This window comes from Janthinobacterium sp. JC611 (genome assembly GCF_018682595.1).
Lineage (GTDB): Bacteria > Pseudomonadota > Gammaproteobacteria > Burkholderiales > Burkholderiaceae_D > Janthinobacterium.
The window spans coordinates 58,500-84,606 of sequence record NZ_JAFLJN010000014.1; the positions used below are offsets into that span (position 1 = coordinate 58,500).

At 63.0% G+C, this 26,107-nt stretch carries 25 protein-coding genes and 1 tRNA gene; 23 read left to right on the forward strand and 3 right to left on the reverse strand.

Features of this window, described 5'->3' with window-relative positions:
- Positions 1-2 precede the first annotated feature (2 nt).
- The 11 genes from J0O65_RS09520 to eutC all read left to right on the forward strand — a co-directional run bounded on the left by J0O65_RS09520 (position 3) and on the right by eutC (position 10,945).
- A complete protein-coding gene (locus tag J0O65_RS09520; protein WP_215406215.1) occupies positions 3-1,040 on the forward strand; it encodes an NAD-dependent epimerase/dehydratase family protein in 1,038 nt (345 codons plus the stop codon).
- On the forward strand, positions 1,033-1,863 hold the full coding sequence (locus tag J0O65_RS09525) for an MBL fold metallo-hydrolase (protein WP_215406216.1): 831 nt from the start codon (positions 1,033-1,035) through the stop codon (positions 1,861-1,863). Before J0O65_RS09520 ends, J0O65_RS09525 begins: the two co-directional genes overlap by 8 nt.
- Positions 1,860-3,155, forward strand: a complete 1,296-nt coding sequence (locus tag J0O65_RS09530; RefSeq protein ID WP_215406217.1) for a F390 synthetase-related protein — start codon at positions 1,860-1,862, stop codon at positions 3,153-3,155. The genes J0O65_RS09525 and J0O65_RS09530 overlap by 4 nt, the downstream gene beginning before the upstream one ends.
- Positions 3,152-3,790 (forward strand): phosphatase PAP2 family protein, encoded by a 639-nt coding sequence (locus J0O65_RS09535; protein ID WP_215406218.1) that lies wholly within the window; start codon positions 3,152-3,154, stop codon positions 3,788-3,790. The genes J0O65_RS09530 and J0O65_RS09535 overlap by 4 nt, the downstream gene beginning before the upstream one ends.
- Complete coding sequence (locus J0O65_RS09540) at positions 3,787-4,902, forward strand: sterol desaturase family protein (protein ID WP_215406219.1); 1,116 nt, start codon at positions 3,787-3,789, stop codon at positions 4,900-4,902. Before J0O65_RS09535 ends, J0O65_RS09540 begins: the two co-directional genes overlap by 4 nt.
- Complete coding sequence (locus tag J0O65_RS09545; protein WP_353056175.1) at positions 4,899-6,017, forward strand: fatty acid desaturase family protein; 1,119 nt, start codon at positions 4,899-4,901, stop codon at positions 6,015-6,017. The genes J0O65_RS09540 and J0O65_RS09545 overlap by 4 nt, the downstream gene beginning before the upstream one ends.
- Positions 6,018-6,083: 66 nt before the next feature.
- Positions 6,084-6,638, forward strand: coding sequence for a GbsR/MarR family transcriptional regulator (locus tag J0O65_RS09550; RefSeq protein ID WP_215406223.1), 555 nt, complete (start codon positions 6,084-6,086; stop codon positions 6,636-6,638).
- Entirely contained in the window at positions 6,635-7,279 is a 645-nt protein-coding gene (locus J0O65_RS09555; RefSeq protein ID WP_215406224.1) for a DUF4166 domain-containing protein, read from the forward strand. The genes J0O65_RS09550 and J0O65_RS09555 overlap by 4 nt, the downstream gene beginning before the upstream one ends.
- A complete protein-coding gene (locus J0O65_RS09560; RefSeq protein ID WP_215406226.1) occupies positions 7,276-8,739 on the forward strand; it encodes a TIGR01777 family oxidoreductase in 1,464 nt (487 codons plus the stop codon). Before J0O65_RS09555 ends, J0O65_RS09560 begins: the two co-directional genes overlap by 4 nt.
- Before the next feature lie 34 nt (positions 8,740-8,773).
- Complete coding sequence (locus J0O65_RS09565) at positions 8,774-10,162, forward strand: ethanolamine ammonia-lyase subunit EutB (protein ID WP_215406228.1); 1,389 nt, start codon at positions 8,774-8,776, stop codon at positions 10,160-10,162.
- A gap of 9 nt (positions 10,163-10,171) precedes the next feature.
- Positions 10,172-10,945 (forward strand): ethanolamine ammonia-lyase subunit EutC, encoded by a 774-nt coding sequence (gene eutC, locus J0O65_RS09570; protein ID WP_215406230.1) that lies wholly within the window; start codon positions 10,172-10,174, stop codon positions 10,943-10,945.
- On the opposite strand, the gene tsaD is transcribed toward eutC, so the two are convergent.
- Positions 10,946-11,986, reverse strand: a complete 1,041-nt coding sequence (gene tsaD, locus J0O65_RS09575; protein ID WP_215406232.1) for a tRNA (adenosine(37)-N6)-threonylcarbamoyltransferase complex transferase subunit TsaD — start codon at positions 11,984-11,986, stop codon at positions 10,946-10,948. It abuts the gene before it with no gap.
- 210 nt (positions 11,987-12,196) lie between these two features.
- Here tsaD and J0O65_RS09580 point away from each other — a divergent pair, with 210 nt between their 5' ends.
- Positions 12,197-12,604: a nitrite reductase (NAD(P)H) small subunit gene (locus J0O65_RS09580; protein ID WP_215406234.1), complete on the forward strand. Its 408-nt coding sequence runs from the start codon at positions 12,197-12,199 to the stop codon at positions 12,602-12,604.
- Between the two features lie 76 nt (positions 12,605-12,680).
- Here the strand turns inward: J0O65_RS09580 and J0O65_RS09585 are convergent, their stop codons facing one another.
- Together J0O65_RS09585 and J0O65_RS09590 are read right to left on the reverse strand one after the other, a co-directional pair.
- Positions 12,681-13,742, reverse strand: coding sequence for a 3-deoxy-7-phosphoheptulonate synthase (locus J0O65_RS09585; protein ID WP_215406236.1), 1,062 nt, complete (start codon positions 13,740-13,742; stop codon positions 12,681-12,683).
- A gap of 150 nt (positions 13,743-13,892) precedes the next feature.
- On the reverse strand, positions 13,893-14,570 hold the full coding sequence (locus J0O65_RS09590; protein ID WP_215406238.1) for a hypothetical protein: 678 nt from the start codon (positions 14,568-14,570) through the stop codon (positions 13,893-13,895).
- Between the two features lie 159 nt (positions 14,571-14,729).
- Here J0O65_RS09590 and ybiB point away from each other — a divergent pair, with 159 nt between their 5' ends.
- From ybiB to J0O65_RS09645, 11 genes are all read left to right on the forward strand, one after another.
- Complete coding sequence (gene ybiB / locus J0O65_RS09595; protein WP_215406240.1) at positions 14,730-15,722, forward strand: DNA-binding protein YbiB; 993 nt, start codon at positions 14,730-14,732, stop codon at positions 15,720-15,722.
- 56 nt (positions 15,723-15,778) lie between these two features.
- The gene (locus J0O65_RS09600; protein ID WP_215406242.1) at positions 15,779-16,993 is read left to right on the forward strand and encodes a BaiN/RdsA family NAD(P)/FAD-dependent oxidoreductase; all 1,215 of its coding nucleotides are present in this window, start codon (positions 15,779-15,781) and stop codon (positions 16,991-16,993) included.
- Positions 16,994-17,187: 194 nt separating this feature from the next.
- Positions 17,188-17,400, forward strand: coding sequence for a 30S ribosomal protein S21 (rpsU, locus tag J0O65_RS09605; RefSeq protein ID WP_008451879.1), 213 nt, complete (start codon positions 17,188-17,190; stop codon positions 17,398-17,400).
- Positions 17,401-17,586: 186 nt separating this feature from the next.
- Entirely contained in the window at positions 17,587-18,039 is a 453-nt protein-coding gene (locus J0O65_RS09610; RefSeq protein WP_215406244.1) for a GatB/YqeY domain-containing protein, read from the forward strand.
- A gap of 130 nt (positions 18,040-18,169) precedes the next feature.
- The gene (gene dnaG / locus J0O65_RS09615; RefSeq protein ID WP_215406246.1) at positions 18,170-19,966 is read left to right on the forward strand and encodes a DNA primase; all 1,797 of its coding nucleotides are present in this window, start codon (positions 18,170-18,172) and stop codon (positions 19,964-19,966) included.
- 464 nt (positions 19,967-20,430) lie between these two features.
- On the forward strand, positions 20,431-22,671 hold the full coding sequence (gene rpoD / locus J0O65_RS09620) for an RNA polymerase sigma factor RpoD (RefSeq protein ID WP_099666644.1): 2,241 nt from the start codon (positions 20,431-20,433) through the stop codon (positions 22,669-22,671).
- 109 nt (positions 22,672-22,780) lie between these two features.
- Positions 22,781-22,859, forward strand: a tRNA-Ile gene (locus tag J0O65_RS09625).
- A 483-nt stretch (positions 22,860-23,342) separates the two neighbouring features.
- Entirely contained in the window at positions 23,343-23,684 is a 342-nt protein-coding gene (locus J0O65_RS09630) for a hypothetical protein (protein WP_215406248.1), read from the forward strand.
- A 513-nt stretch (positions 23,685-24,197) separates the two neighbouring features.
- A complete protein-coding gene (locus J0O65_RS09635) occupies positions 24,198-24,413 on the forward strand; it encodes a major coat protein (RefSeq protein WP_215406250.1) in 216 nt (71 codons plus the stop codon).
- Positions 24,414-24,467: 54 nt separating this feature from the next.
- Positions 24,468-25,763: a hypothetical protein gene (locus tag J0O65_RS09640; protein ID WP_215406252.1), complete on the forward strand. Its 1,296-nt coding sequence runs from the start codon at positions 24,468-24,470 to the stop codon at positions 25,761-25,763.
- Between the two features lie 2 nt (positions 25,764-25,765).
- Positions 25,766-26,101 (forward strand): hypothetical protein, encoded by a 336-nt coding sequence (locus J0O65_RS09645; protein ID WP_215406253.1) that lies wholly within the window; start codon positions 25,766-25,768, stop codon positions 26,099-26,101.
- Positions 26,102-26,107: the final 6 nt, after the last annotated feature.

The following is a 26,107-nucleotide window of genomic DNA, read 5'->3' on the forward strand; positions in this document are numbered from 1 at the left end:
TGATGAGGCGGATACTGGTCACGGGAGCGACGGGCGGGCTGGGGCGCAATGCCGTGCGCACCCTGCTGGCGCAGGGCGTGGAAGTGCGCGCCACGGGCCGCAACGCCGCCGTCGGGCGCGAACTTGAACGCATGGGCGCGCAATTCGTCGCGCTCGACCTGGCGCAGGCGTCGCCGCGCCAGGTCGACGAGCTGGTACGCGGCATGGACGCCGTCTGGCACTGCGCCGCGCTGTCGTCGCCGTGGGGCGCGGAGCGCGACTTCATCGCCGCCAACGTCACGGCCACGGCCCAGTTGCTGCGCGCGGCCGCCAGCCTGCACGTGGCGCGCTTCGTGCACATTTCCACGCCGGCCATCTATTTCGATTACCACAACCGCTACGAGGTGCCGGAAACCTTCCGCCCCGATTCTTTTGTCAACGCGTACGCGCGCAGCAAGGCGATGGCGGAAAAGCTGGTGCAGGAGTCGGTCGACCGCCACCGCGGCATGACGTGCGTGATCCTGCGCCCGCGCGCCATCTTCGGCCCGTACGACCAGGTGCTGATCCCGCGCCTGGCGCGGGTGCTGCAGGAGCGCGGCGGCAAGCTGCCCCTGCCCAACGGCGGCGCGGCCACCATCGACGTCACCTATGTCGACAATGTCGTGCATGCGATGTGGCTGGCCACCGTGCACAAGACCATCGCATCGGGCGCCGCCTTCAACATCACGAATGGCGAACCGGCGCGCCTGTGCGACATCTTGCGCAGCCTGTTTTGCGAGCATCTGCAGCAGCCGTTCGAGATCGTCAGCGTGCCTTACCGCGTGCTGGCGGTGCTTGCACGCCTGATGCAGTTCGCTTCGCGTTTTACCCGCCGCGAACCATCGCTCACGCCCTACAGCATCGGCGCGCTCAGTTTCGACATGACGCTCGATAACGCCAAGGCGCGCAAGGTGCTCGGTTATCGCCCCGTCGTCAGCCTGCAGGAAGGCATCGCCCGCACGGCGCAGTGGATGCGCCAGGAAGCGGCGGCGCACAAGGTGGGCAAGGAGCGCAATGGCTAGCATCACCGCGTTTCGCGTCGGCCACTGCACCCATCCTTCGTGCATGGTCTTGAAAGGCAGCGGGCTGGCCAGCCGCTGCTTCCCCTCGCGCGCCTACCTGATAGCGACGCGCGCGGGCCTGTACCTGTGGGACACCGGTTACGCCGAGCACTTCCGCGCCGCCACGTCGAAAGGCGTGTACCGCATGTATGCGTGGGTGACGCCGATTTCGTTTGACGAGAAGGAGTCGCTGCACGGCCAGTTGCGCGCGCATGGCGTGTCGCCCGGCGACATCCACACCTTGCTGCTGTCGCACTTCCACGCCGACCATATCGCCGGCCTGCGCGACTTCCCCGGCGCGCGGCTGATGGCCTCGAAAACGGGCTGGGACGCCGTGCGCGGCCTGTCCGGCGTGGCCGCCGTGCGCCAGGCCTTCGTGCCCGAGCTGCTGCCGAACGACATCGCCGACCGCCTGGATTTCGTGGAAAGCGTGCCCGAGACGGCCTTGCCGGCGGCCCTGCTGCCATTCACGCACGGGCGCGACGTCAGCGGCACGGGCGAGATCTACATCGTCGACCTGCCCGGCCATGCGATCGGCCACCTGGGCGCCTTCGTGCTGCAGGACGAAGGCTGGACCTTGCTGGCGTCGGATGCGGCCTGGGTGCCGGAAAGCTTCCAGCAGCTGCGTGGGCCGTCGGAACTCTCGTTCATCATCCAGCACAAGCGCGCGCCGTACTACGCCACCCTGAACCGCCTGCACCAGCTGCACCGGTCGGGCAATGCGCAGATCCGCATCACGCATGAAGACACGCCCGACTATCTGCCTGTGGCGGGCCGCCCGTGAAGCGCATCGTCTGGCTGTTGCTGTCGTACTGGCGCACGCGCCGCCTGCGTTTCACCAGCCGCGCGCGGCTCGACGCCTACCAGCGCAAGCAGCTGGCCCGTTTCATCGATACCCTGTGCGCGCGCAGCGCTTACTTCGCCCCGTACCGCGACCAGCCCCTGGCGCAGTGGCCGACGATGAACAAGGCCTTGATGCTCGAGCATTTCGACGCCATGAACACCGAGGGGGTGACTTTGGCGCAGGCGATGGACGCGGCCATGGCGGCCGAGCATAGCCGCGACTTCACGCCGGCCGTCGGCGACATCACGGTGGGCCTGTCCTCGGGCACCTCGTCGCGGCGCGCCGTGTTTACCGTCAGCCCCCGCGAAAAGGCCCAATGGGCGGGCGTGATGCTGGCCAAGGCGCTGCCCGAGGGCCTGTTTTCCGGCGAAAAGGTGGCGCTGTTCCTGCGCGCGAACAGCAATCTGTACACGGCCGTGCGCTCGCCGTGGCTGACCTTTGCCTTCTACGACCTGTTCCAACCGTTAGACAGCCTGTGCGCGCGGCTGGCGCACTATCAACCGTCCGTCATCGTCGCGCCGGCCCAGGTGCTGCGCCAGCTGGCCTTGCGCGTCATCGACGGCAGCCTGGCGCTGGCGCCGAAAAAAGTCATCTCGGTGGCCGAAGTGCTGGAAGCGCAGGACCGCGCGCTGATCGCGCAGGCGTTCGGCGCCGTGCATGAAATCTACCAGGCCACCGAGGGTTTCCTCGCCAGCAGCTGCGAACACGGCGTGCTGCACCTGAACGAGGAATACGTGCACATCGAGCCGCAGTGGCTCGATGCCGAGCAACGTCGCTTCGTGCCCGTGATTACGGACTTTACCCGCATCACGCAGCCCATCGTGCGCTACCGCCTGGACGATATCCTGCTCGCGCGCGCCACGCCATGCCCGTGCGGCCGCGCCACGCGCGCCATCGACGGCATCGAAGGGCGCTGCGACGACATGTTGCTGCTGCCGTCGGCGCGCGGCGGCGAGCCGGTCGCCGTGTTTGCCGACGTGCTGACGCGCGCGTTTGCGCAAGCCTTGCCGCCGGACGCAGATTACCGCCTGGTGCAGCAAGGCGAATCTGCCCTGCAGCTGCACGCGGCCCTGGACGATGCCGGCCTGGCCGACCTGCGTGCGCACCTGGCAACCGTGCTGCGCGGCTTGGGCGTGGCCGTCGACGGCCTGGCCTGGACGAGCAGCGGCGAATTGCCTCCCTTTGACCCCACCATGAAACGGCGCCGTATCAGGCGCCTCGCAAGCGCATGAACTATTCATCCATGACGGTACGCGGCCGCCTGCTGCACCTGCTGGCCGGCTGGGGCAGCGTCGGCCTCGTATATTTTTCCAGCGACCTGCTGCAAGGGCAGGGCGTGCTGCTGCCCGAGACGGCCCTCGACCGCGCCATTTCCTACAGCGACTCGGCCATCTGGCTGTACCTGTCCTTTTTCATCCTGATCCCGTACGCCTATCTGGTGGCCGACGCGGCGCGGGTGCGCTGGCTGGCGCGCGCCATGGCGCTTTCCGCGCTGGCCTGCGGCGTGGTCTTCCTGCTGTATCCGACCACGCTCGCGTATCCGCCCGTCGGTGACGGCAGCGCCTGGAGCACGCAGGCGCTGCGCCTGCTGCAAGCGGCGGATTCCGCGCAGAACTGCCTGCCTTCGCTGCACGGCGCATTGACCCTGCTGTGCGTGTGGGCCTTGTGCGACAGGCGCCACCTGCTGCGCTCCGCGCTGGCCGTGGTGCTGGGCGTGGCCATCTGCTACGCCATCATCGCCCTGCGCCGGCACGTGAGCATCGACCTGGCCGCCGGCCTGGCTGTCGGCATCGCGGGCGGCATGCTGGCGAAAATGCAGGTATCCTTGGCTGCCCGCCGCGCCGTGTCCATGAAAACCGCACCATGATGAATCCCTTTGCCCTGTCATTTTTGATCATGCTGGCCTTCGTGCTGGCCGAACTGCTGATCCTGAAATGGGTGCGCAAGACCCCCGTGCCGTGGAAGGACGTGATTTTCAACCTCAATTCCGGACACATATTGATGTGGGCGTTCCGCGGCGTGGAGGTGGCGGCCTTCGCCCTGCTGCTGCGCCACGTGAACCTGCACCTCGTCGACCAGTGGCCCGTGGCCGCGCAATGGGTCTTCACCTTTTTCGCCTGGGACCTGTGCTTTTACTGGATGCACCGGCTGCACCATAAAATCCCCTTGCTGTGGGCCGTGCACGTGGTGCACCACCAGGGCGAGCATTTCAACCTGTCGCTGGGCGTGCGCAATTCCTGGTATTCCTCGCTGACGAATTTCCCCTTCATCGCCATCCTGGCCGTGCTGGGCGTGCCGCTGGAAATCTTCCTCGTCGTCTCGTCGCTGCATTACACGGTGCAGTTCTACAACCACAATGCGCTGGTGAACAAGTCCGGCATGCTCGACAAGTTCATGGTCACGCCGTCGCACCACCGCGTCCATCACGGCACGGACAAGCGTTACATCAACCGCAATTTCGGCGGCACCCTGCTGCTGTGGGACCGGCTGTTCGGCAGCTTCCAGCCGGAACTGGAGGGCGTGGAAATGCGCTACGGCGTGAAGGGCATGACGCCGACGCACAACCCCCTGTTGGCCAGCAACGGCAAACTGTTCACATGGCTGCGCGCGCGCTTTCCCGATTGGCAGTCGCGCGGCACGTTCGAGGTGCCCGAGCTGTTCATCGGCAGCGGCGGCGTGATCCTGTTTGGCCTGGTGATCTATTACGTCAACCACGAAGCGGCGCTGGCGGGCGCGCAGCAAGCCATCCTGTTCGCGCTGATCTTCGGCGGCACCCTGGCGCTGGGCGGCCTGTCCGATGCGCGCCGCTGGGGCGCCATCGCCTGGGTCGCCATCGCCGTGGCCATGCCGCTGCTGTTCCTGGGCTGGTATGGCGCGCGCGATGCGTGGGGCATGGTGTTCCTGGCCGCGCTGCTGGGGCATGGCCTCGACGGCGCGCGCCGCCTGTGGTGGCCGGCAGCGGCGGGGACGCGCGCGTGACGCAGCCTGTGCCTTCGCTGCCGCCGCTGCGCTTCCAGCCCGCCCGCGATTCCGCCTTCCGCCGCGAATTGCGCGCGCGCGCCGACGCCTACCTGGCCGATGAAGGAAAACACCGTTTTGGCGATTGGCGCCTGCACTTAAAAACCGTCTTCCTGGCCGTGCTGACGGTGGGGCTGTATGCGCTGGCCTTGAGCGCCGACAGCACCTGGCCGTTCGTCGCCAGCTATGTCGCTTGCCTGGTCGCGGCCATGGCGCTGGCCATGAACACCCTGCACGATGCGGCCCACAGCGCCGTCTTCCGCCAGGGCGCCTGGAACCGTGTGCTGATCCGCCTGGTGGGCTTGCCCGTGGGCGTGGACACGGATTTCTGGACCATCCGCCATGTGCACTTCCACCATACGTATGCGAACGTGGAGGGCTATGACCTCGACACGGAACCGAACCCGTTCCTGCGCCAGACGCCGTTCCAACGCTGGTCGCCGCAGTACCGCTATCAATACCTGTACTGGCCCGTGGTGGCGGCCCTGTCGCTGCCGTATTTGAACTGGTATGGCGACTGGCTGGACCGCTTCGGCAAGACGCCCGTGGCCGCGCACAGCCGCCTGCGGGGCTGGCGCGGCTGGCTGTCGTTCCTCGGCTGGAAGCTGGGCCACGTGGCGCTGGTGCTGGCGCTGCCCATGTGGGCGCTGCAGCCGCATGGCATAGCCTGGGGCGTGGTGCTGGGCGCGTATTTCCTGGGCCAGATGATCGCCTCGTGCGCGCTGGTGGCGCTGATCCTCGGGACGCACTGGGCCGAGGTGGCGTTTTTCCAGCCGGGGCAGGACGGCACCCTGCCGCACGACTGGTACCAGCACACGTTTTATACGGCCTGCGACTGGACGCCGAGGCCGCGCGCCCTGCGCTGGCTCGGCTACTGGCTGGGCGGCTTGAACCTGCACCTGACGCACCACTTGTTCCCCACCTGGAGCCACCGCCACTACCCGGCATTGGCGCGCATCCTGGCCGAACTGGCGCCGCGCCACGGCCTCGTGTACCGCGAACTCGGTTACGGCCAGCTGCACGCCTCGCAGCAGGCATTCCTGCGCGCCATGGGCCAGCCACCGGCACAGTCCTGACGAATCGCGCTTGACTCGGTTTCCGTTCCATCTTACATTTCTGTAACGACAGAAATAAGAGAAATCATGGAATTAAGCCCGACTACTCAGAAATACATTCTGCACTGGGGCGAGATGGGCACCCGCTGGGGCGTCAACCGCACGGTGGCGCAAATCCACGCGCTGCTGTTCCTGGCCAACGCACCCTTGACGGCGGAAGATATCGCGGCCAGCCTGAACGTGGCCCGGTCCAACGTCAGCAACAGCCTGAAGGAATTGCAAAGCTGGGGCCTGGTGCGCATCACCCACGTGATGGGAGACCGGCGCGACCATTTCGTCGCCCTGCAGGATGTGTGGGAAATCTTCCGCGTCATCATGGAGGAGCGCAAGCGGCGCGAGATCGACCCCACCCTGACGGTGCTGCGCGAATGCGCGATCGAGGGCGAGCACGATGCGGCGATGCCGCCAGAGACGCTGGCGCGCATGGGCGAGGTGCTGGCCTTCCTGGAAATGCTCAGCAGCACCTATAGCGACTACAAGAACCTGCCGCCGGCGACCCTGCAGCGCATGCTGTCGATGGGCGGCAAGGTGGCCAAGTTCCTCAGCCCGGAAGACAAACCGGGCAAGCGTGGCAAATCATGAACGGCCCCTCGGAAGGAGAACTGTTCAAGAAGGTGATGGGCGAACAGTGGCTCGCGCTGCACCCGGACATCCGCCGCCGCTTCGAGAAAAATCCCGCGCCGGGCCAGCCCCTGTACTACCGCGGTGAACTCGGTGAGCTCACCAGCTCGCGCCTGGGCAAGGTGCTGGGATGGCTGACGCGGCCCTTCATCGACGGCGCCCTGATCCCCCATGACGACCACGACTTCCCCGTGGATATCGAAGTCTATTCGCGTCCCGGCTGTCCCTTCATCTTCAAGCAGCGCACCTATCGCCTGCATGGTCGCGCGCCCATCCGCTTCACCTCCTACATGGCTGAAAGCGAAAAAGGCGAAGTGCTCGAATACGTGGGCATGGGGCTGGGCATGAAGCTGCTGCTCCACGTCGAGGATGGCAACCTGCACTTCACCAGCGACGGTTATTTTTGGGATCTTTTCGGCTGGCGCATGCCGCTGCCCGGCGTGCTCACGCCCGGCAAGACCTATCTGTGCCACCGCAACGACACGCCGCAGCAATTCAATATCCGCATCGAGATCCGCCACGCCCTGTTCGGCACCACGTTTACACAAGTGGGCGTGTTCCGCGAAAGCGCCGCGCCCACCCTTCACAAGGAGACACCATGAATACGCATCTGCTGGCCCTGCAACTGATGGCGGCGCAAGGCTGCCTGGGCGCCTTCGACACCATCTATCACCATGAAATCACGGAGGCGCTGCCGCAAAAGGCATCGGCGCGCCTGGAATTGACGATCCACGCGACACGCGCCCTGATCTACAGCCTGCTGTTCGTCGGCCTGGCGGCGTGGGAGTGGCATGGCGCCTGGGCCTGGGTCCTGGTCATCGTGTTTGGCGTGGAAATCGTGCTGACCCTGTGGGATTTCGTGGTCGAAGACCGGACCCGCCTCTTGCCCGCCACGGAGCGGGTCACGCACACGGTGCTGGCGATTAACGCGGGCGCCTTCATCGCCTTGCTGGCCCTGAACAGCAGCCAGTGGGCGACGTTGCCGACGGCCCTCGTGTGGCAGCCGTATGGCTGGCTCAGCGTCTTCCTCGCCCTGTGCGGCGTCGGCGTGGGCTTGTCCGGCCTGCGCGACGCGTATGCCGTGTGGCAGCTGGGCCGGCGCAAGGTGCAGGAAAAGCAAGAGCAGGAAGAGCATCTGCGCTTTGCCGCCGCGCCGCAGTCCGTGCTGGTGACGGGCGCCACGGGTTTCATCGGCCAGCAGCTGGTCAGCGCCTTGCTGGCCGATGGCCATGCGGTGACGGTGCTGACGCGCCAGCCCAAGCAGGCCGCCTGGACCTTCGATGGCCAGGTGCGCTGCATCCGCTCGCTGGACGAATTGTCGGATGCGCAGCGCATCGACATGGTGGTCAACCTGGCCGGCGCGCGCATCGTCGGTCGCCGCTGGACGGACGCGCGCAAGGCGGCCTTGCGCCGCAGCCGGGTGGCGCTGACGCAGGATCTGGTGGCGTGGATCGCGCGCGCGCAGCACAAGCCGCGCGTGCTGCTGTCGGCGTCGGCCATCGGCTATTACGGCGTGCAGCCGCAGGGCGACGCGACGGAATTGACGGAGGAGAGCGCGCCGCAAGCCATCTTCATGTCGCAGCTGTGCCAGGAATGGGAAGTGGCCGCGCGCCAGGCGCAGGCCTTTGGCGTGCAGGTCGGCTGCATGCGCTTTGGCCTCGTCTTCGGCCACCAGGGTTCGCTGCCGCAGATGCTGCTGCCGGTCCGCTTCGGCGTGGGCGGCCCGCTCGGCAGCGGCAGGCAGTGGGTCACGTGGGTGCATGTGCGCGACGTGATCCGCGGCATCGCCCACCTGGCGCGCCGCAGCGAAGCACAGGCAGTGAGCGGCGCCTACAACTTCTGCGCGCCGCAAGCCATCGAGCAGCGCCGCTTCGCCCAAATGGCGGGCGCGGTGCTGCACCGGCCTTCCTTCGTGCCCACGCCGGCCTTCGTCATGCGCGCCTTGCTGGGCGAGCAGGCCGACTTGCTGGTGGAGGGCCAGCGCGTCGCGCCGCGCCGCTTGCTGGCCGACGGTTTTGTCTTCCGCTATCCGCAACTGGAAGGCGCGCTGCGCAGTTTATAAGTTGGCGTAAGATGGGGATGGAAGGAACCGAACCATGCCCCGCTTCAGCCACACGATAGACAGCCATACCCATGCCTTCGCCAGCCTGAAGGAGCTGCTGGCGAAGGCCACGCCGCTGCGTTCCGGGGACGTGCTGGCGGGCGTGGCGGCCGCCAGCGCGAGCGAGCGGGTGGCGGCGCAGCTGGCGCTGGCCGACGTGCCGCTATCGCTGTTCCTCAACGAGGCGCTGGTGCCGTATGAGGACGACGAAGTCACGCGCCTGATCATCGATTCGCATGCGCGCGCCGCCTTTGCGCCGATCTCCCACCTGTGTGTGGGCGATTTCCGCGACTGGCTGCTGGACGACGCGACGGATACGCAAGCGCTGTCCGAGGTCGCCGCCGGCATCACGCCGGAAATGGCGGCCGCCGTCTCAAAAATCATGCGCCTGCAGGACCTGGTGCTGGTGGCCCGCAAGTGCCGGGTCGTCACGGCCTTGCGCAATACCCTGGGCCTGGAAGGCCGCTTGTCCACGCGGCTGCAGCCGAACCACCCGACGGACGACGCCACGGGTATCGCCGCTTCCATCCTCGACGGTTTGACGCTGGGCAGCGGCGACGCCGTGATCGGCATCAATCCGGCCACCGACAATGTGGCGCAGGTGGTCGCGCTGCTGCACCTGCTCGACGCCGTCATCGATCAATATCAGATTCCCACCCAGTCGTGCGTGCTCACGCACATCACCAATACGATTGAGGCCATCCGGCGCGGCGCGCCCGTCGACCTGGTGTTCCAGTCGGTGGCGGGCACGCAGGTGGCCAACCGCAGCTTCGGCATCGACTTGTCTCTGCTTGCCGAGGGGCAGGCGGCGGCCCTGTCGCTGGGGCGCGGCACGCTGGGCAACAACGTCATGTATTTCGAGACGGGGCAGGGCAGCGCCCTGTCGGCCGGCGCGCACCACGGCATGGACCAGCAGACGTGCGAAGCGCGCGCGTATGCGGTGGCGCGCGCGTATCGGCCGCTGCTGGTCAATTCGGTGGTGGGCTTCATCGGCCCCGAATACCTGTACGACGGCAAGCAGATCATGCGCGCGGGGCTGGAAGACCATTTCTGCGCCAAGCTGCTTGGGCTGCCCATGGGCTGCGACGTGTGCCACACCAACCACGCGGAAGCGGACCAGGACGACATGGACGCCTTGCTGACCATGCTGGGCGTGGCCGGCTGCAATTTCATCATGGGCGTGCCGGGCGCGGACGACATCATGCTGGGCTACCAGAGCACTTCGTTCCACGACGCCCTGTACGCGCGCCGCGTGCTGGGCTTGCGTCCGGCGCCCGAATTCGAGGCCTGGCTGGCGCGCATGCGGATCACGGATGCGCAGGGCCGTTTGCACACGGCGCTGGCGCCGGCCTTCCAGGCGGCCCTGCTGCGCCTGGACACCTAGGGAGGAGGCATGGACGAAACCGATCTGTGGCAGGCGCTGCGCGCGCATACGGCGGCGCGCATCGCGCTCGGGCGCCGCGGCGTGAGCGTGCCGACTCGCGCGCAGCTGGCGTTCCAGCTGGCCCATGCGCGGGCGCGCGACGCCGTGCACCTGGAACTCGATGGCGAGGCGCTGGCCGGCGCGCTGGCAGCGCAAGGGCACGACTGCGTGCAGTTGCACAGCGCGGCCGCCACGCGCAGCGAATACCTGCAGCGTCCCGACCTAGGGCGCCGGCTTGACGACGTTTCACGGGCGCGGCTGGCCGCCGGTGCTACGGCAATCGACCTGGCGCTGGTGGCGGCCGATGGCTTGTCGGCGCTGGCGGTGCAGCGCCACGCGGCGCCCTTCCTGGCCGCCTTGCGCGCACGGCTGGCGCTGGAAGCGTGGACGCTGTCGCCGCTGCACATCGTGGTGCAGGGGCGGGTGGCGGTGGGAGACGAGGTGGGGCAATTGCTGGGGGCGCGCGCCGTGCTGGTGCTGATCGGCGAGCGCCCGGGCCTGAGTTCCCCGGACAGCCTGGGCCTGTACCTGACGTGGGCGCCAAAAGTGGGGCTGCTGGACGAGCGCCGCAACTGCATCTCGAACGTGCGCCCCGCGGGGCTGGCGTATGCGCCGGCCGCGTACCGGCTGCATTATTTGCTGTCGCAGGCGTTCAGCCGGCGGCTGTCGGGCGTGGACTTGAAGGATGAAACGGTGGAAGAGGGCGCGGCCCTGGCGGGCGCGCGCAATTTCCTGCTGGAGTGATCAGACTTCGCGGATCTCGTCCAGCGGCCAGCGCGGACGCACGTTGAACGAGTAATCGTGCTTGGCGGCGTCGGGATTGATTTGCAGGCGCATGGCGCCGGCGAAGGCGATCATGGCGCCGTTATCGGTACAGAATTCCAGCTCCGGGTAATACACCTTGAAACGCTTTTTGGCGGCGGCCGCGTTGAGCGAGGCGCGCAGCTGTGCGTTCGCGCCCACGCCGCCGGCGATCACCAGGCGTTTCAAGCCCGTGTGCTTGAGGGCCGACACGCATTTGGCCGTCAGCACGTCGACGATGGCGTCGACGAAGCCGCGCGCGATGTTCGCCTTGTCCTGCTCGCAGATATTGGCGATGACCTTTTCTTCATGGTTCTTCACCACCGTCAGCACGGCCGTCTTCAAGCCCGAGAAACTGAAATTGAAGTCCTTCGAGTGCAGCATGGGGCGCGGCAGCTTGTACGCGAGCGGGTCGCCGAATTCGGCCAGGCGCGAAATGGCGGGGCCGCCCGGATAGCCAAGGCCCAGCAGCTTGGCCGACTTGTCGAACGCTTCGCCGGCCGCATCGTCGAGCGTTTCGCCCAGCATCGTGTACTGGCCCACGCCATCGACGCGCATCAGTTGCGTGTGGCCGCCCGACACCAGCAGGGCGATGAAGGGAAATTGCGGCGGCTCCGACGCCAGCAAGGGGGACAGCAGATGGCCTTCCAGGTGGTGGATGCCCAGCACCGGCTTGTTGATGGCCAGGCCCAGGCTGCAGGCGACGGAAGAACCCACGAGCAGCGCGCCGGCCAGACCCGGGCCCTGCGTGTAGGCGATGGCGTCGATTTCGGGCAGGGTGATGCCGGCCTTGTCCAGGGTTTCTTCGAGCAGCGGGATGGCGCGGCGGATATGGTCGCGCGACGCCAGTTCCGGCACCACGCCGCCATATTGCTCGTGCATGGCGACTTGCGAATAGAGGGCGTGCGACAGCAGGCCGCGTTGCGTGTCGTACAAGGCCAGGCCGGTTTCGTCACAGGAGGATTCGACGCCAAGAACAATCATGAAGGTGCTAGATAGGGAGGAGTAATCCGCCATTGTAAAGGAAAGCCGGGCAGTCCACCGTGCGGCCGGCGCACCATTTCGGCGGCAGTGTGCACTTGCGCAGTGCGCCGCGGTAGGGTTTTGCCTTGTATTTCACCGCTCTTGCGCCTGTGCCGCCACTGGCACCGCTCTTGCTTAGACAGGCGTGTGCCTTTCTCAAGGGAGTTCGCAATGTCGGAACAATGGAAAATGATTTGCCGCCTGAAGGACATGCCGCTGGCGGGCGCGCGCATGGTGCAGCGGGGCCTGGCCTGGCAGGACTTGCCCGGCGTGGCGCTGTTCCGCGCGGCGGACGATACGGTGTACGCGCTGCTCGACACGGTGCCCGGCCTGGGCGGCCCGCTGGCGCATGGCGTGTTGATGGAGAAAAACCTGATGGGGCCGAAGAACAGCTGGATCATCGAGCTCGATTCGGGCCGCCTGGTGGCGCCCGTGCAGGGCATGGCGCGCATGTATGCCGTGCGCCTCATGGACGGGCGCATCTACCTGGACGTCAATGAGCTCAATATCCCGGCCAGCAAGGCGGAACAGGCGCTGGCGGGATCGTTCGCCGTGCTGCCGCATGTGCAGATGGCATAGGTGTTTGGGGTCAGACCCTCAATGCCGCTAACGCCAGGTTCAGCGCCAACGCAAGAGGGGGGCTGACCCCAGCTGTTTACTTCGGGCGATTGAGCAAATGCGCATGCGCGTCGCGCAGCATGGTGGCCGTCGTGTCCCAGTCGATGCAGCCGTCGGTGACGGAGCAGCCGTAGGTCAGTTGCGACAGGTCTTGCGGGATCTTCTGGTTGCCGCCGACGATGTTCGATTCGATCATCACGCCCACCAGCGAGTGGTTGCCCTGGCGGATCTGGTTGACCACGTCGCCCATCACCAGCGGCTGCAGTTCCGGCTTTTTATAGCTGTTCGCGTGGGAGCAGTCGACCACCAGGTTGGCTGGCAGCTTGGCCTTGGCCAGCGCCTGTTCGGCGATGGCGATCGAGACCGAATCGTAGTTCGGACGGCCATCGCCGCCGCGCAGCACCACGTGGCCATACGCGTTGCCGCGCGTGCGCACGATGGCGACGTTGCCTTCGGCATTGATGCCCAGGAAGGAGTGCGGGTGCGCCGACGACAGGATGGCGTTGACGGCGATGCTGATGTCGCCATCGGTGCCGTTCTTGAAGCCGACGGGCGTCGACAGGCCGGACGACATTTCGCGGTGCGTCTGCGATTCCGTGGTGCGCGCGCCGATGGCCGTCCAGGCGATCAGGTCGCCCAGGTATTGCGGCGAGATGGGATCCAGCGCTTCGGTGGCGGTGGGCAGGCCCAGTTCGCACACGTCGAGCAGGAACTGGCGCGCCTTTTCCATGCCTTCGTTGACCTTGAAGGAATCGTCCATGTACGGATCGTTGATATAGCCTTTCCAGCCCGTGGTGGTACGCGGTTTTTCGAAATACACGCGCATCACCAGCAGCATCGTGTCCTTGACTTCCTCTTGCAGCGCTTTCAGGCGGCGCGCGTAATCGAGGCCGGCGACCGGGTCGTGGATCGAGCACGGGCCGACGACGACGAACAGGCGCTGGTCCTTGCGGTCGATGATGTTGCGCAGCGCTTCGCGGCCGCGGCTGACGGTATCGAAGGCGCTTTCCGACAGGGGCAGCTTGGCGTGCAATTCAGCCGGTGTCGGCATGGGCGCGAAGGAGGTGACGTTGATATTTTCGATGTCTGGCGTATTCATGATTCTGGCTCGGCTTTCGCTATTGCGTTCTTTAAGAGGCAATAGTGTAGCGGAAATGCGGGCTGGCGGAGGGGATGGGGCCAAAACGGGAATGGCTGAGTTGTTTTTATGGCAGGGCCGGCACGCCGCCGGCCCCTTGCAGCCGGGCGCTCAGTGGCTGCCCGGCAGGCTGGCGCCAACGCCGTAGCGGGCGATGCGCTGGTAGTTGCCGGCCAGCTCAGGCGGCCGGGGCAGGTCGGGATGGCGCCGCACATGCTCGAAGATGGCGCTTTCGTGCTGGCGTATCTGTGCATCCAGGCAGGCGATTTGCTTGCGCAATAATTGATGCAGCGCAATCTGTCCCGCATGGAAATGGCTTTCCAGGCGCGCCATTTCCTGTTTGCGCAATTGCCGCACGGCTTGCAGGCGGCGCAGCCATAGCCGCAATTCCACGTAGGCGGGCGAGGGCGGCGTCCAGGGGGCAGGGCGTGCCGCCGCGCAATAATGGGCCAGCACCACGGCGCTGCGTGCCGCATTCTCAGGCAAGCCCTGGTTGCGGAGATAGTCTTGCAGCGGCGCGGGCTGGGCATCGCAGACCAGCATGCCCATGCCGGCCAGCGCGTTGGCGGCCGCCTCGCTGTACGGCATATCGAGGCGCATGCAGACGCGCAAGCCCATGATGGTGACATCGTTCCTTTGCAGCCAGCTGCGCAGCCAGCGGTAGCCGGCCACGTCGTTTTCCAGCACCTTGCACAGCACTTCACCGCCCGAGAGCAGCACGGCCTTCAGCAGCAGCTTGTTCGGTTCGATGCCGACGAAGGCGGTTTCCTGTTTGATCGCGTGTTCCATGATGAGTTCCCCCCTGTACCGTCTTATACGCAGCGGCGGCGCGTTTGGATGCGCTCGCGATGCAGTTCACCCGAAAAATAGCGGGAAAGACTGTTGCATTGGCGCCTATGGCGTCCTCCAGCCCGTCTGCGAGGGAGAAAATCCGTGTAAGCTGGCGCCATGACGACTGTATCCATCCCCCATACCGATGTGGCCGGTGAGCCATTCCCCGCAGCACGTTTCATTAAGGAAATAGGACGCGGCAAGAACGGCGCGCGCAGCATGACGCGCGATGACGCCCGCGCCCTGTATCGCGCCATGCTCGAGGGCCGTGTGTCGGACCTGGAGTTGGGCGGCATTTTGTTGTCCATGCGCATCAAGGGCGAGTCCGTGGACGAGATCGCCGGCTTCCTTGACGCGGCCGAAGCGTCGTTCGCGCCGCTGGCCGCGCCGGCCGGCGAGTTCGCCCCGATCATCATTCCCAGCTACAACGGCGCGCGCAAGATGGCGAACTTGACGGCCTTGCTGGCGCTGCTGCTGGCGCGCGCGGGCGCGCCCGTGCTCGTGCATGGCGTGACGAGCGACCCGGGTCGCATCACGACGGCCGAAGTGCTGGCCGCGCTGGGCGTGCCGGCCTCGGCGGACCATGCGCAAGCCGAGGCCGCCATGGCGCGCGGCGAAGCCGCCTTCCTGCCCATCGCCGCGCTGGCGCCGCGCCTGGCGCACATGCTGTCGCTGCGGCGCGTGCTGGGCGTGCGCAATTCCACGCACACGCTGGTGAAAATCATGCAGCCGTTCGCCGGCCCGGCCCTGCGCCTGGTGTCGTACACGCACCCGGAATACCTGGAAATGCTCGGCGAATATTTCCTGACCGCCTCTGATCCGGCGCGCGGCGACGCCTTCCTGATGCGCGGCACGGAAGGCGAGACGGTGGCCAACGCCAGCAAGGCGCAGCAGATCGACTGGTTTCACGGGAGCGAACGCACGCTGCTGGTGGAAAAACAGTTGCTGGTGGAAGAGTTGCCGCATTTGCCGGCCGAGCGCGATGCGGCCACCACGGCCGACTGGATCGCGGCCGTGCTGCGTGGCGAGGCGCCCGTGCCGCCATCGATCGCCGCGCAGGTGGCGCAATGCCTGATGGCGTCGCGGCAGATTGCAGCACGGCCGCGCTAGCCGCGTCGCCGCGGTTTACAATGGCGTCTTTGTAATCAGCGGTGACCGGAATTCTTATGGCAAAACAATTTGATGTGGCAGTGATCGGCGCGGGCGCGGCCGGCATGATGTGTGCGGCTGTTGCCGCCCAGCAAGGCAAGCGCGTGGTGTTGATCGATCACGCGGCCAAGCTGGCCGAAAAGATCCGCATCTCGGGTGGTGGACGGTGCAATTTCACCAATATGAACGCCACCCCGCAAAATTTCCTCTCGGAAAACCCGCATTTCTGCAAGAGCGCGCTGTCGCGCTACACGCCGCAGGATTTCCTCGCGCTGGTGAAAAAATACCGCATCGGCTACCACGAGAAGCACAAGGGCCAGCTGTTTTGCAATGAATCGGCCGAGCAGATCATCGACATGCTCAAGGACGAGTGCGCCGCTGGCGGCGTGCACTGGCGCATGCCGTGCAAGATCGACAATGTTGCCCGGCAAGGCGACGGCGGCTTCGTGCTGCAGACCGATAACGGCGACATCGAGACGGCGAGCATCGTCATCGCCACGGGCGGCCTGTCGATCCCGAAGATCGGCGCCACGGACTTTGCCTATCGCATCGCCAAACAATTCGACCTGGCGATGGTCGAGCCGCGTCCGGCCCTGGTGCCGCTGACGTTCGATGCGGCCAGCTGGGCGCCGTTCGCGGAATTGTCGGGCATTGCGCTGGAAGTCGATGTGGAGACGGGCAGCCTGAAAGGCCGCAAGGCGACGGGCGCGCGTTTCCGCGAAGATTTGCTGTTCACGCATCGCGGCCTGTCGGGCCCGGCGATTCTGCAGATTTCCAGCTACTGGCTGCCGGGCGAGCCCATCGTCATCAATCTGTTGCCGGAAGTGGATGTGGCGCAGACCTTGATTGAAGGCAAGGGCACCCTGAAGAAGCAGCTGGGCAATATCGTCGCCCAATGGCTGCCGCAGCGCCTGGCCGACTGCCTGCTGGCCGTCAACGGCCTGGCGCCGGACGCGCGCATCGCCGACATGCCCGACGCGCAGCTGCGCAAGCTGGGCCAGGCCATCAATGCCTGGTCCATTGTGCCGAACGGTTCCGAAGGCTACCGCAAGGCGGAAGTGACGCGCGGCGGCATCGACACGCGCGAACTGTCGCAGCAGACCATGATGGCGAATAAAGTGCCGGGCCTGTATTTCATCGGCGAATCGGTCGACGTGACGGGCTGGCTGGGCGGCTACAACTTCCAGTGGGCCTGGGCCTCGGGCGTGGCGGCAGGTATTGCTTTGCAGTAAGCAACTCTGTAGGATGGGGTTCTGGCGCCCCGTGCGCCGCCCCGGTGCGTGGGGTTTACGCGACATTCACGTCACATTCCGGCAGCGACCGCAGGCTGCATCCCGCGCGCAAGTGGGGAGGGGCTTCCCTTTCCGAATAAAAGCTGCTACTATCTATCTCTTCCTATACACCACCTCAACGGTTTGAATTTTACATGACCACTATTCGCCTTAAAGAAAACGAGCCGTTCGAAGTCGCAATGCGTCGCTTCAAACGCACCATCGAAAAAACGGGTCTGCTGACCGAATTGCGCGCTCGCGAATTCTACGAAAAGCCAACAGCTGAGCGCAAGCGCAAGCTGGCAGCTGCTGTCAAGCGTCATTACAAACGCATCCGCAGCCAACAACTGCCGAAAAAATTATTCTAAGACTGTTCAGTCAAAACCAACCCGGGTAGTTCGGCGCATTGTTCGCCACGGGTTTTGTTTTGATTCGCCTGGAGTGATACTTCAGATGAGTCGCATACCCGCTCCGGTTCGCCGCGGCGGGTTTTCGCTTTTTTGGCCCCGTCGCATGCACGCGCACTGAACCCATACTGACCAACGAGGATTGCCATGAGCTTGAAAGAACAAATTACCGAAGACATGAAAAACGCCATGCGCGCCAAGGAAGCGGGCAAGCTGGGCACGATTCGCCTGTTGCTGGCGGAAATCAAGCGCAAGGAAGTCGACGAGCGCATCGAATTGACGGATGCCCACGTGACGGCCATCGTGGAAAAGATGATCAAGCAGCGCAAGGATTCGATCGCCCAGTTCGAAGCCGGTGGCCGTGCCGACCTGGCCGACATCGAAAAAGCCGAACTGGTGCACCTGATCGGCTACATGCCGGCCGGCCTGTCGGACGAGGAAGTGGCGGCCGAAGTGGCAGCCGCCGTGGCCGCCTCGGGCGCCGCTGGTCCGCAAGACATGGGCAAGGTCATGGCCATCGTCAAGCCGAAGCTGGCTGGCCGCGCCGACATGACGGTTGTTTCCGCGCTGGTCAAGAAAGCCTTGACGCCGGCGGCGTAAGCATACAATAGTAGCAAGGGCTGCCCGCCGTCGCGCTGGCAGCCTGTTAATAGCCCACACGTTGACCTGGCTCAACCTCCGGCCACGTGCGGTAGTATAGTCTGACCTAGAACAAGACCCGCCTTCGCCAGTGATACCTCAATCCTTCATTTCCGATTTGCTCAACCGCGTCGATATCGTCGACGTCGTGGGCCGCTATGTGCAACTGAAAAAAGGTGGCGCCAATTTCATGGGCTTGTGCCCGTTCCACAGTGAAAAGTCGCCCAGCTTTACCGTCAGCCCCACCAAGCAGTTCTATCACTGCTTCGGCTGCGGCGCGCATGGCACCTCGATCGGCTTCCTGATCGAGTACTCGGGCATGGGCTTTGTCGACGCCGTCAAGGACCTGGCGCAGAACGTGGGCATGGTCGTGCCGGAAGCGGACGACAAGATCCCGCCCGCCCAGCGCGCGCAGATCCAGGCGCAAAGCCTGGCCCTGTCCGACGCCATGACGCAGGCTTGCGATTATTACCGCGGGCAATTGCGCCACGCGCCGGAAGCCATCGCCTACCTCAAGAACCGGGGCCTGACGGGCGAAGTGGCCGCTCGCTTCGGCATGGGCTTCGCGCCCGGCGGCTGGGACAACCTGCGCTCCGTCTTCCCCGATTACGATGTGGTGGCGCTGGCCGAGGCCGGTCTCGTGATCGACAAGGTCGATGAAGAGGGCAATAACCGCAAGCGCTATGACCGTTTCCGCGAACGCATCATGTTTCCTATTCGCAATACCAAGGGCCAGGTCATCGCCTTTGGCGGCCGCGTGCTCGACCATGGCGAACCGAAATACCTGAATTCGCCGGAAACCCCCTTGTTTTCCAAGGGTTTCGAACTATATGGATTGTTCGAGGCGCGCCAGGCCATCCGCGACGCCGGCTACGTGCTGGTGACGGAGGGCTACATGGACGTGGTGGCGCTGGCGCAGATGGGGTTCCCGCAAGCGGTGGCGACCCTGGGCACGGCCTGCACGCCGACCCACGTGCAAAAACTGCTGCGCCAGACGGACAACGTGATTTTCAGCTTCGACGGCGACAAGGCCGGCCGCCGCGCCGCCCGCCGCGCGCTCGAAGCGAGCCTGGCCCACGTGTCGGACAACAAGACGATCAAGTTCCTGTTCCTGCCGTCGGAACACGATCCGGACAGCTATATCCGCGAATTCGGCGCCGAGGGTTTTGAGCAGCAAGTGCATGAAGCGATACCGCTGTCGCAGTTTTTGCTGAAAGAAGTGTCGGGCGAGCATGATTTGTCGGAACCGGAAGGGCGCGCCCGCGTGCAGTTCGACGCCAAGCCCCTGCTGCAGCTGATGGCGCCGTCGTCCCTGCGCCTGCAGATCGTGCGCGGCCTGGCCCAGCTGACGCAGTCCACGCCGGCCGAGATCGAAGCTCTGTTCGAGTTGGCGAAACCCGTTGCCGTGGCGCATCGCGCGCCGCCGAAATCGGGCCGCCCCGTACCCGTGGGCCTGGAATTGAAGATCATGCGCATGCTGGTGGCGCATCCGCCCCTGACCCTGCGCATCGATGAGGCCGCCCTGACGGCCTTCCAGCACCTGGGACCGGACGCGGCCCATAGCCTGGGACAGCTGGTGGCCGTCGGCCAGGCGCTGGGCGAGCATGGCAGTTTTGCCGCACTGGCGCAGCAATTGAAGGAGCTGGGCAGCGAATACGACGAGATCATCGGCGAGATCGCGGCCGGCACGGAATCCGATTACGACAGCGAATTGTCATGGCTGGTGAGTACCATCCGCGAGATCAAATTGAATGCCTTGAAGGCGGAATTGCAGCAATTGTTTGCGTCGGGTTTGCCATCCGAGAAAATTGGTGTACGCTACCGCGAAATCATGCAGGAGCAAGGCGAGCTGGAGCGCGAGCGCGACGCTGAGTTGGTGAATCGATAACGTTGTCCTGAGGGTATGGCGCGCACTGGAAAAACATTTTTCGCGTGCTATAATTAAATGCTAAGTATTGTGTGCTTTGGCAAGCTAGTTCTGTTTCGTAAATAGTATTTGTTTTCAGTAAGTTAGGCTCTTGATCGGCGCGGTGGATCGTGTCGGCGGCCAGAGCCAACTGGCGTTTTCGGCGTTGCGGGCAAGGCTCGCAGACGCTGGCAAGCCGCGCCACGCTCTCGCTCCCAACGCGGTCGATGCAGGAATTTTTGCCGAGGCGGCTGGCAACAGCCGGTGGACAGGAATTGCTGCGATTCCCGCGGATCGTGGCCGATGAGGTGTAAGTAACGTAACAGTGTCGAATTTGCGTAGTCGGCAGGTTCGAAGATGGTGGTTCCCGCAGGTAGACAGGGAACTGGCAGCAAACTTTATCCTAATCCACCGTAAAGCAAGTCGTTGTGTAATCGAAAGCGCCTGTGCCAATCAAGAAACCCGAATCCAAAGCGGCTGCAAAGCCCACTAAAGTTACCACGAAAGCCGAAAAGGCGCTCGACCGGCCAGAAGCGCGCGTCACCAGCGCGCCCGTGGTCAGCCAGACCACCGACGCCGCCACCCTGGCGGCCATCGATACGTCCGGTTATGTCTTGCCGTCGGTAAAAGTGCCAGGCCGCCGCGGCCGCAAACCCAAAGAATTCCAGCCAGAAAATGATGAAGTCGCCGCCCTGAACGCCGTCGAGCGGGCCGAACTGAAGGCCGTCGACAAGGCCAAGGCCAAGGATCGCAAGGCGAAAGAGCGCGCGCTGTTGAAGGATGCGTTCTCGTCGGACACGGAAGCGAGCGAGGAAGAACTCGAGCGCCGGCGTCAGAAACTCAAGACCCTGATCAAGTTCGGCAAGGAACGCGGTTTCCTGACCTACGCGGAAATCAACGATCACTTGCCCGAAAACATAGTCGATCCGGAAGCCATCGAAGGCATCATCGGTACCTTCAACGACATGGGCATCGCCGTCTACGAGCATGCGCCCGATGCGGAAACGTTGTTGCTGTCCGATAACGTCGCCGTCGTCACCAGCGACGACGAGGCGGAAGCTGCCGCCGAGGCCGCATTGTCGACCGTCGACTCCGACTTTGGCCGCACCACCGACCCCGTGCGCATGTACATGCGCGAAATGGGCTCGGTCGAGCTGCTGACGCGCGAAGGCGAGATCGAGATTGCCAAGCGCATCGAAGATGGCTTGAAAGACATGATCCAGGCTATTTCCGCCTGTCCCGTGACGATCGCCGAGATCATCGCCGCCGCCGACCGCATCGCCAACGAAGAGATCAAGATCGACGAAATCGTTGACGGCCTCGTCGATGAAAACGAACCGGTCGCCGCCGCTCCTGTCGTGGCCGCTCCCGTCGAAGAAGACGAGGAAGAGGGCGAAGCGGAAGAAGAGGAAGAAGAAGAGGAAGAAGAAGCGAGCGCGTCGGGCGCCGCCGGCTTCTCGGCCGAGCAGCTGGAAACCCTGAAACGCACGGCGCTGGAAAAATTCGCCGTCATTTCGCAGCAGTTCGACAAGATGCGCCGCGCCTTCGAAAAAGAAGGCTACAACTCGAAACCGTACGCCAAGGCGCAGGAAGCCATTTCGCAAGAATTGCTGGGCATCCGCTTCACGGCCAAGGTGGTGGAAAAGCTGTGCGACACCCTGCGTGGCCAGGTCGACGAAGTGCGCCATATCGAGAAGCAGATCCTCGACGTGGCCGTGAACCGCTGCGGCATGCCGCGCGCCCACTTCATCAAGGTCTTCCCCGGCAATGAAACCAATCTCGACTGGGTCGATGGCGAAGTCAACGCAGGACACGCGTACAGCGCCATCCTGGGCCGCAACATTCCAACCGTCAAGGAACTGCAGCAGCGCCTGATCGACCTGCAGGCGCGCGTCGTGCTGCCGCTGCCGGACTTGCGCAACATCAACCGCCAGATGGCGGCCGGTGAAATGAAGGCGCGCAAGGCCAAGCGCGAAATGACGGAGGCCAACTTGCGCCTGGTCATCTCGATCGCCAAGAAATACACGAACCGTGGCCTGCAATTCCTCGATCTGATCCAGGAAGGCAATATCGGCCTGATGAAGGCCGTCGACAAGTTCGAGTACCGCCGCGGCTACAAGTTTTCCACGTATGCGACCTGGTGGATCCGCCAGGCCATCACGCGCTCGATCGCCGACCAGGCGCGCACGATCCGCATTCCCGTGCACATGATCGAGACGATCAACAAGATGAACCGGATTTCCCGCCAAATCCTGCAGGAAACGGGCGCGGAGCCCGATCCGGCCACCCTGGCGATCAAGATGGAAATGCCCGAGGACAAGATCCGCAAGATCATGAAAATCGCCAAGGAGCCGATCTCCATGGAAACGCCGATCGGCGACGACGACGATTCCCACCTGGGCGACTTCATCGAGGACAACAACACCCTGGCGCCGGCCGACGCGGCCCTGCACGCGTCCATGCGCGGCGTGGTCAAGGACGTGCTCGATTCCCTGACGCCGCGCGAAGCGAAAGTGCTGCGCATGCGTTTCGGCATCGAGATGTCCACCGACCATACGCTGGAAGAAGTGGGCAAGCAATTCGATGTGACGCGCGAGCGCATCCGCCAGATCGAAGCGAAAGCGCTGCGCAAGCTGCGCCACCCATCGCGCTCCGACAAGCTGAAAAGCTTCTTGGAAGGCAACTAGAAGCCAATAGGGCTTGACGCGCGCCCCTGATACCCCTATCCTCGCGTGTCCGTTTCCAAAACGGCCGCGCGAGGCGGGCATCAACAGCGCCGCCACGCCGCAGTCCCCCGGGCCTCTAGCTCATGCTTGGTTAGAGCAGCGGACTCATAATCCGTTGGTGCCGTGTTCGACTCACGGGAGGCCCACCATTATCTTGCAACTGCAATTTGAAATTTTTCGATTTGTGGTTGCGTTCTTCTTCTGCCAGCGCCTCAAAGGCCACGGCAGGGTCTACGCCAGCTTCTTTTACGATCTTCAGGGCCGTATTGAAGTCTGGCATACGCTCCCCCTTCACATACTTCACCAACGTTGAGTTTGGCAGTCCCCACAGCTTGGACATCGCCAGCGTCGGGCGTCCCTTCATTGCATTTTCTATCAATTCTGCATAGTTCATAGTTATTTCCTGTTTGCAATTTACACGTTTGGACAATAATATGTATTTGTCCAAACGCGCAAATTCTTGTCCGTTTGGGTAAGTAAACGATAGCACATCTAGGTTGAATGTAAACCGCTCAGTCTCCGGCCCACGGGCCGCCTGTTTGCCCACTGGTACGCCTTGGGAGGTTTTTTCGGCTGCTGACTTGTGCAAAACGCAATCGCTCTAGCGGGCGACTCACTCCAAGGAAAAGACTATGAAAAACACTATCCAAATTTTGCATGTCACTCAAGTGGCTGGCCGTTCGAAAAAAACCGGCAATGACTACGATATGCGCATGGCGCAATGCATCGTCCACAAGCCAAACCGCGATACCGGCGTCATCGAGCCGTTAATCGGTGAGCTGGTCTTGCCGGAGCGCTTCAAAGACACTCAACCGGGCATGTATGAGGTTGAGTTCGAAGTCTCGATCTCGCAGGACAAACGTGTCGGCGCGCAGGTCTTTTCTATCACTGCAATTTCCGCTGCTTCCCAAGCAAAACCCGCTGCAGCGGCTCCCGCCATCAAGGCGAACCCAGGTCAACAAACCGCTTCGTAATTTCCCATGCCTTCCTGCGTCGATTCCACACAAATGACGGGGCCAGACGCTCCGTCAGGTGCTGTGCTTTACACGGTGTCTAGCGCGCCAACTGAGTTGTCCGCATGTGCCTATGTGGTCGAGTCAGGCGCTGAATACGTGGCGGCAGCGGCGGTGCAGGACAAGGCTTTGGATGCGTTTTTCGCAGCGGCCGTAGTGGTGCTGTTCGCGTTGGGCTGGATCGCAGGGGCGCAACGATGATGCTGCTTAAAAACCTCTGGCCCATTCTGTTTTTGGCTGGCCTGTTTGTCTGCGGCGTGCATTTGGTCAAGTATGTTATTGCCCGGTTTTTGGAGCACAAATAATGACTATTGCCGCCGCCGTTGGCTACGCCTTGAGCGCGTTCGGGATCGGGTATGCCGCTGGCTCGATACAGCGAATTATCCGGCGTTCTATCGAAATTTTGGATTAGCTTTCTTTTGGCGTTTGGTCGCCGTCAATCGTACTTGTAGGCCAATTTTTAAGGAATTGAACATGAACAAAAATATTCTGCGTGGTCTGGCTCTGGTGGGTGCTGTCGCTGTTTCGGCTGGTGCGTCGGCTGCTGATGATCAAGGTGTTGCCGCGATCACTGCATTGTCCAGCACTGCCAGCACGTACATCTCGGCGGCGTTCGCGGTTGCCGTCCTGGTCGCCGGTGGCTTCTGGGGTATCAAGATGATGAAAAAGGCATTCTCGAAGGCTGGCTAAGTCCGGCTCTGCGGTATGGGCGACTTCGGTCGCCTTTTTTTTTGAGGGGCCATTATGCGTTTTATTTTTGCATTTATTTCTTTGTTATTTGTGAGTGTGGCTCCGGTATATGCCGGTGGCGGAAAAGTCTATTTCTCAGATTATGCGATGCCTGTTGCAACGCCTAATTGTTCTGGCATTTTGGCCACTGTGAGAGCGTCTTATTCTCGTGATTATGGCTTTACTTGCGAAGGGCCTGACTCTGGCGGTGCTTATACGATTAAGAACTCGGATGGTAAGCAGGTTGCAAAAAGTACTCTCCGTGAGGATTGTGATCGTCCTCGCTTTCAGTATGATATTTCTAAGCCGATTGGTCAGCAATGCCAGCGAGTTAAATGTTTTGATGGCGATGCGCTCGGTTCGTACAAAGTGGCGACTGGATATTGGCAGATTGCGCCACCGGTACTAAAGCAAGCAATTATGGCCGATGCTGATGCAAAAAATTACAAAGTTTGTATTGAGGGTTGTGTGGCGCGCACTTCGTCTGTTTCAGCCTGCAATGATTCTCGTACTGTGTCGCCAAATTTGGCATTAGTTAGTTGTAATTTGGCAATGGAAGAAACGGGACAAAAATGTTCTATTTGGGCTGATCCTACTGATGTGCCTCCGTTTAATGGTTCTGTGGGGCCGGGTGACGGTAGCGGTACTGGTACAGAGACTCCTGATCCGAATAATCCGGGAACGGGTACAGGCACAGGCACAGGTACCGGAACAGGCACAGGTACCGGAACAGGCACCGGAACAGGCACCGGAACAGGTACAGGTACCGGAACAGGTACCGGAACAGGTACCGGAACAGGTACCGGAACAGGTACCGGAACAGGCACCGGAACAGGCACCGGAACAGGTACAGGTACCGGAACAGGCACCGGAACAGGCACCGGAACCGGCACCGGCACCGGCACCGGCACCGGCACAGGCACAGGCACAGGAACCGGTTCTGGTGGTAAGCAAGAGGCTGCTTGTGGCGCACCAGGGCAACCGGCATGCCGTATCGATGAGACCGGAGTTAAGGGTATGAATGGCGATGAGGGGGATTCGCAGTTAAGTGATATCAAAGCGAAGAATAAAGACGCGCTGGATCAGATAGGCGAAATTTCAAAAGATAAATTGATGCTTGGTGATTGGTTTCCGCAAATTAATACCGCTGCTTGCACGAATCCAACTGTCCCTAATCCTATAGGCCGTGGAACATATGAAGTCAGCATTTGTTCGTATGTTGACATATTTGCAAAGTTCATTTCCGGCGTTATTTGTTTCTTCGCCGTTATTGGTTCTGTTCAACAAGTTACCTCTGCTGCGAAAGCTTAATCATGCCTCTTCTCGGAAATTTACTTATCTCGATTGTTACTCTGCTGATTAATATTTTCGGTAAGTTCATGGTGGCTGAAAAAGCGTTTCGTGTCTCGGCTGTGCTGGTGATGTTGACGCTTTTTGGAATTCTCATGACTGCGATGTCCTCGTGCGCCCGTGGCGTTTGTGCGCAGGGTATTTCGGGGATTTCCACTTCACATCCAAACTTTGCCGTTGGTCTCGGCATTGCGTTTAACAGCACTACGATGGCTGCTGCTTCTTGTTACGTTTCGGTGTGGCTTGCTTGCCAGCTGTACGTTTTCCAGAAAAAGGGCCTGAACATTGTTACCAAGTAGGCGTTT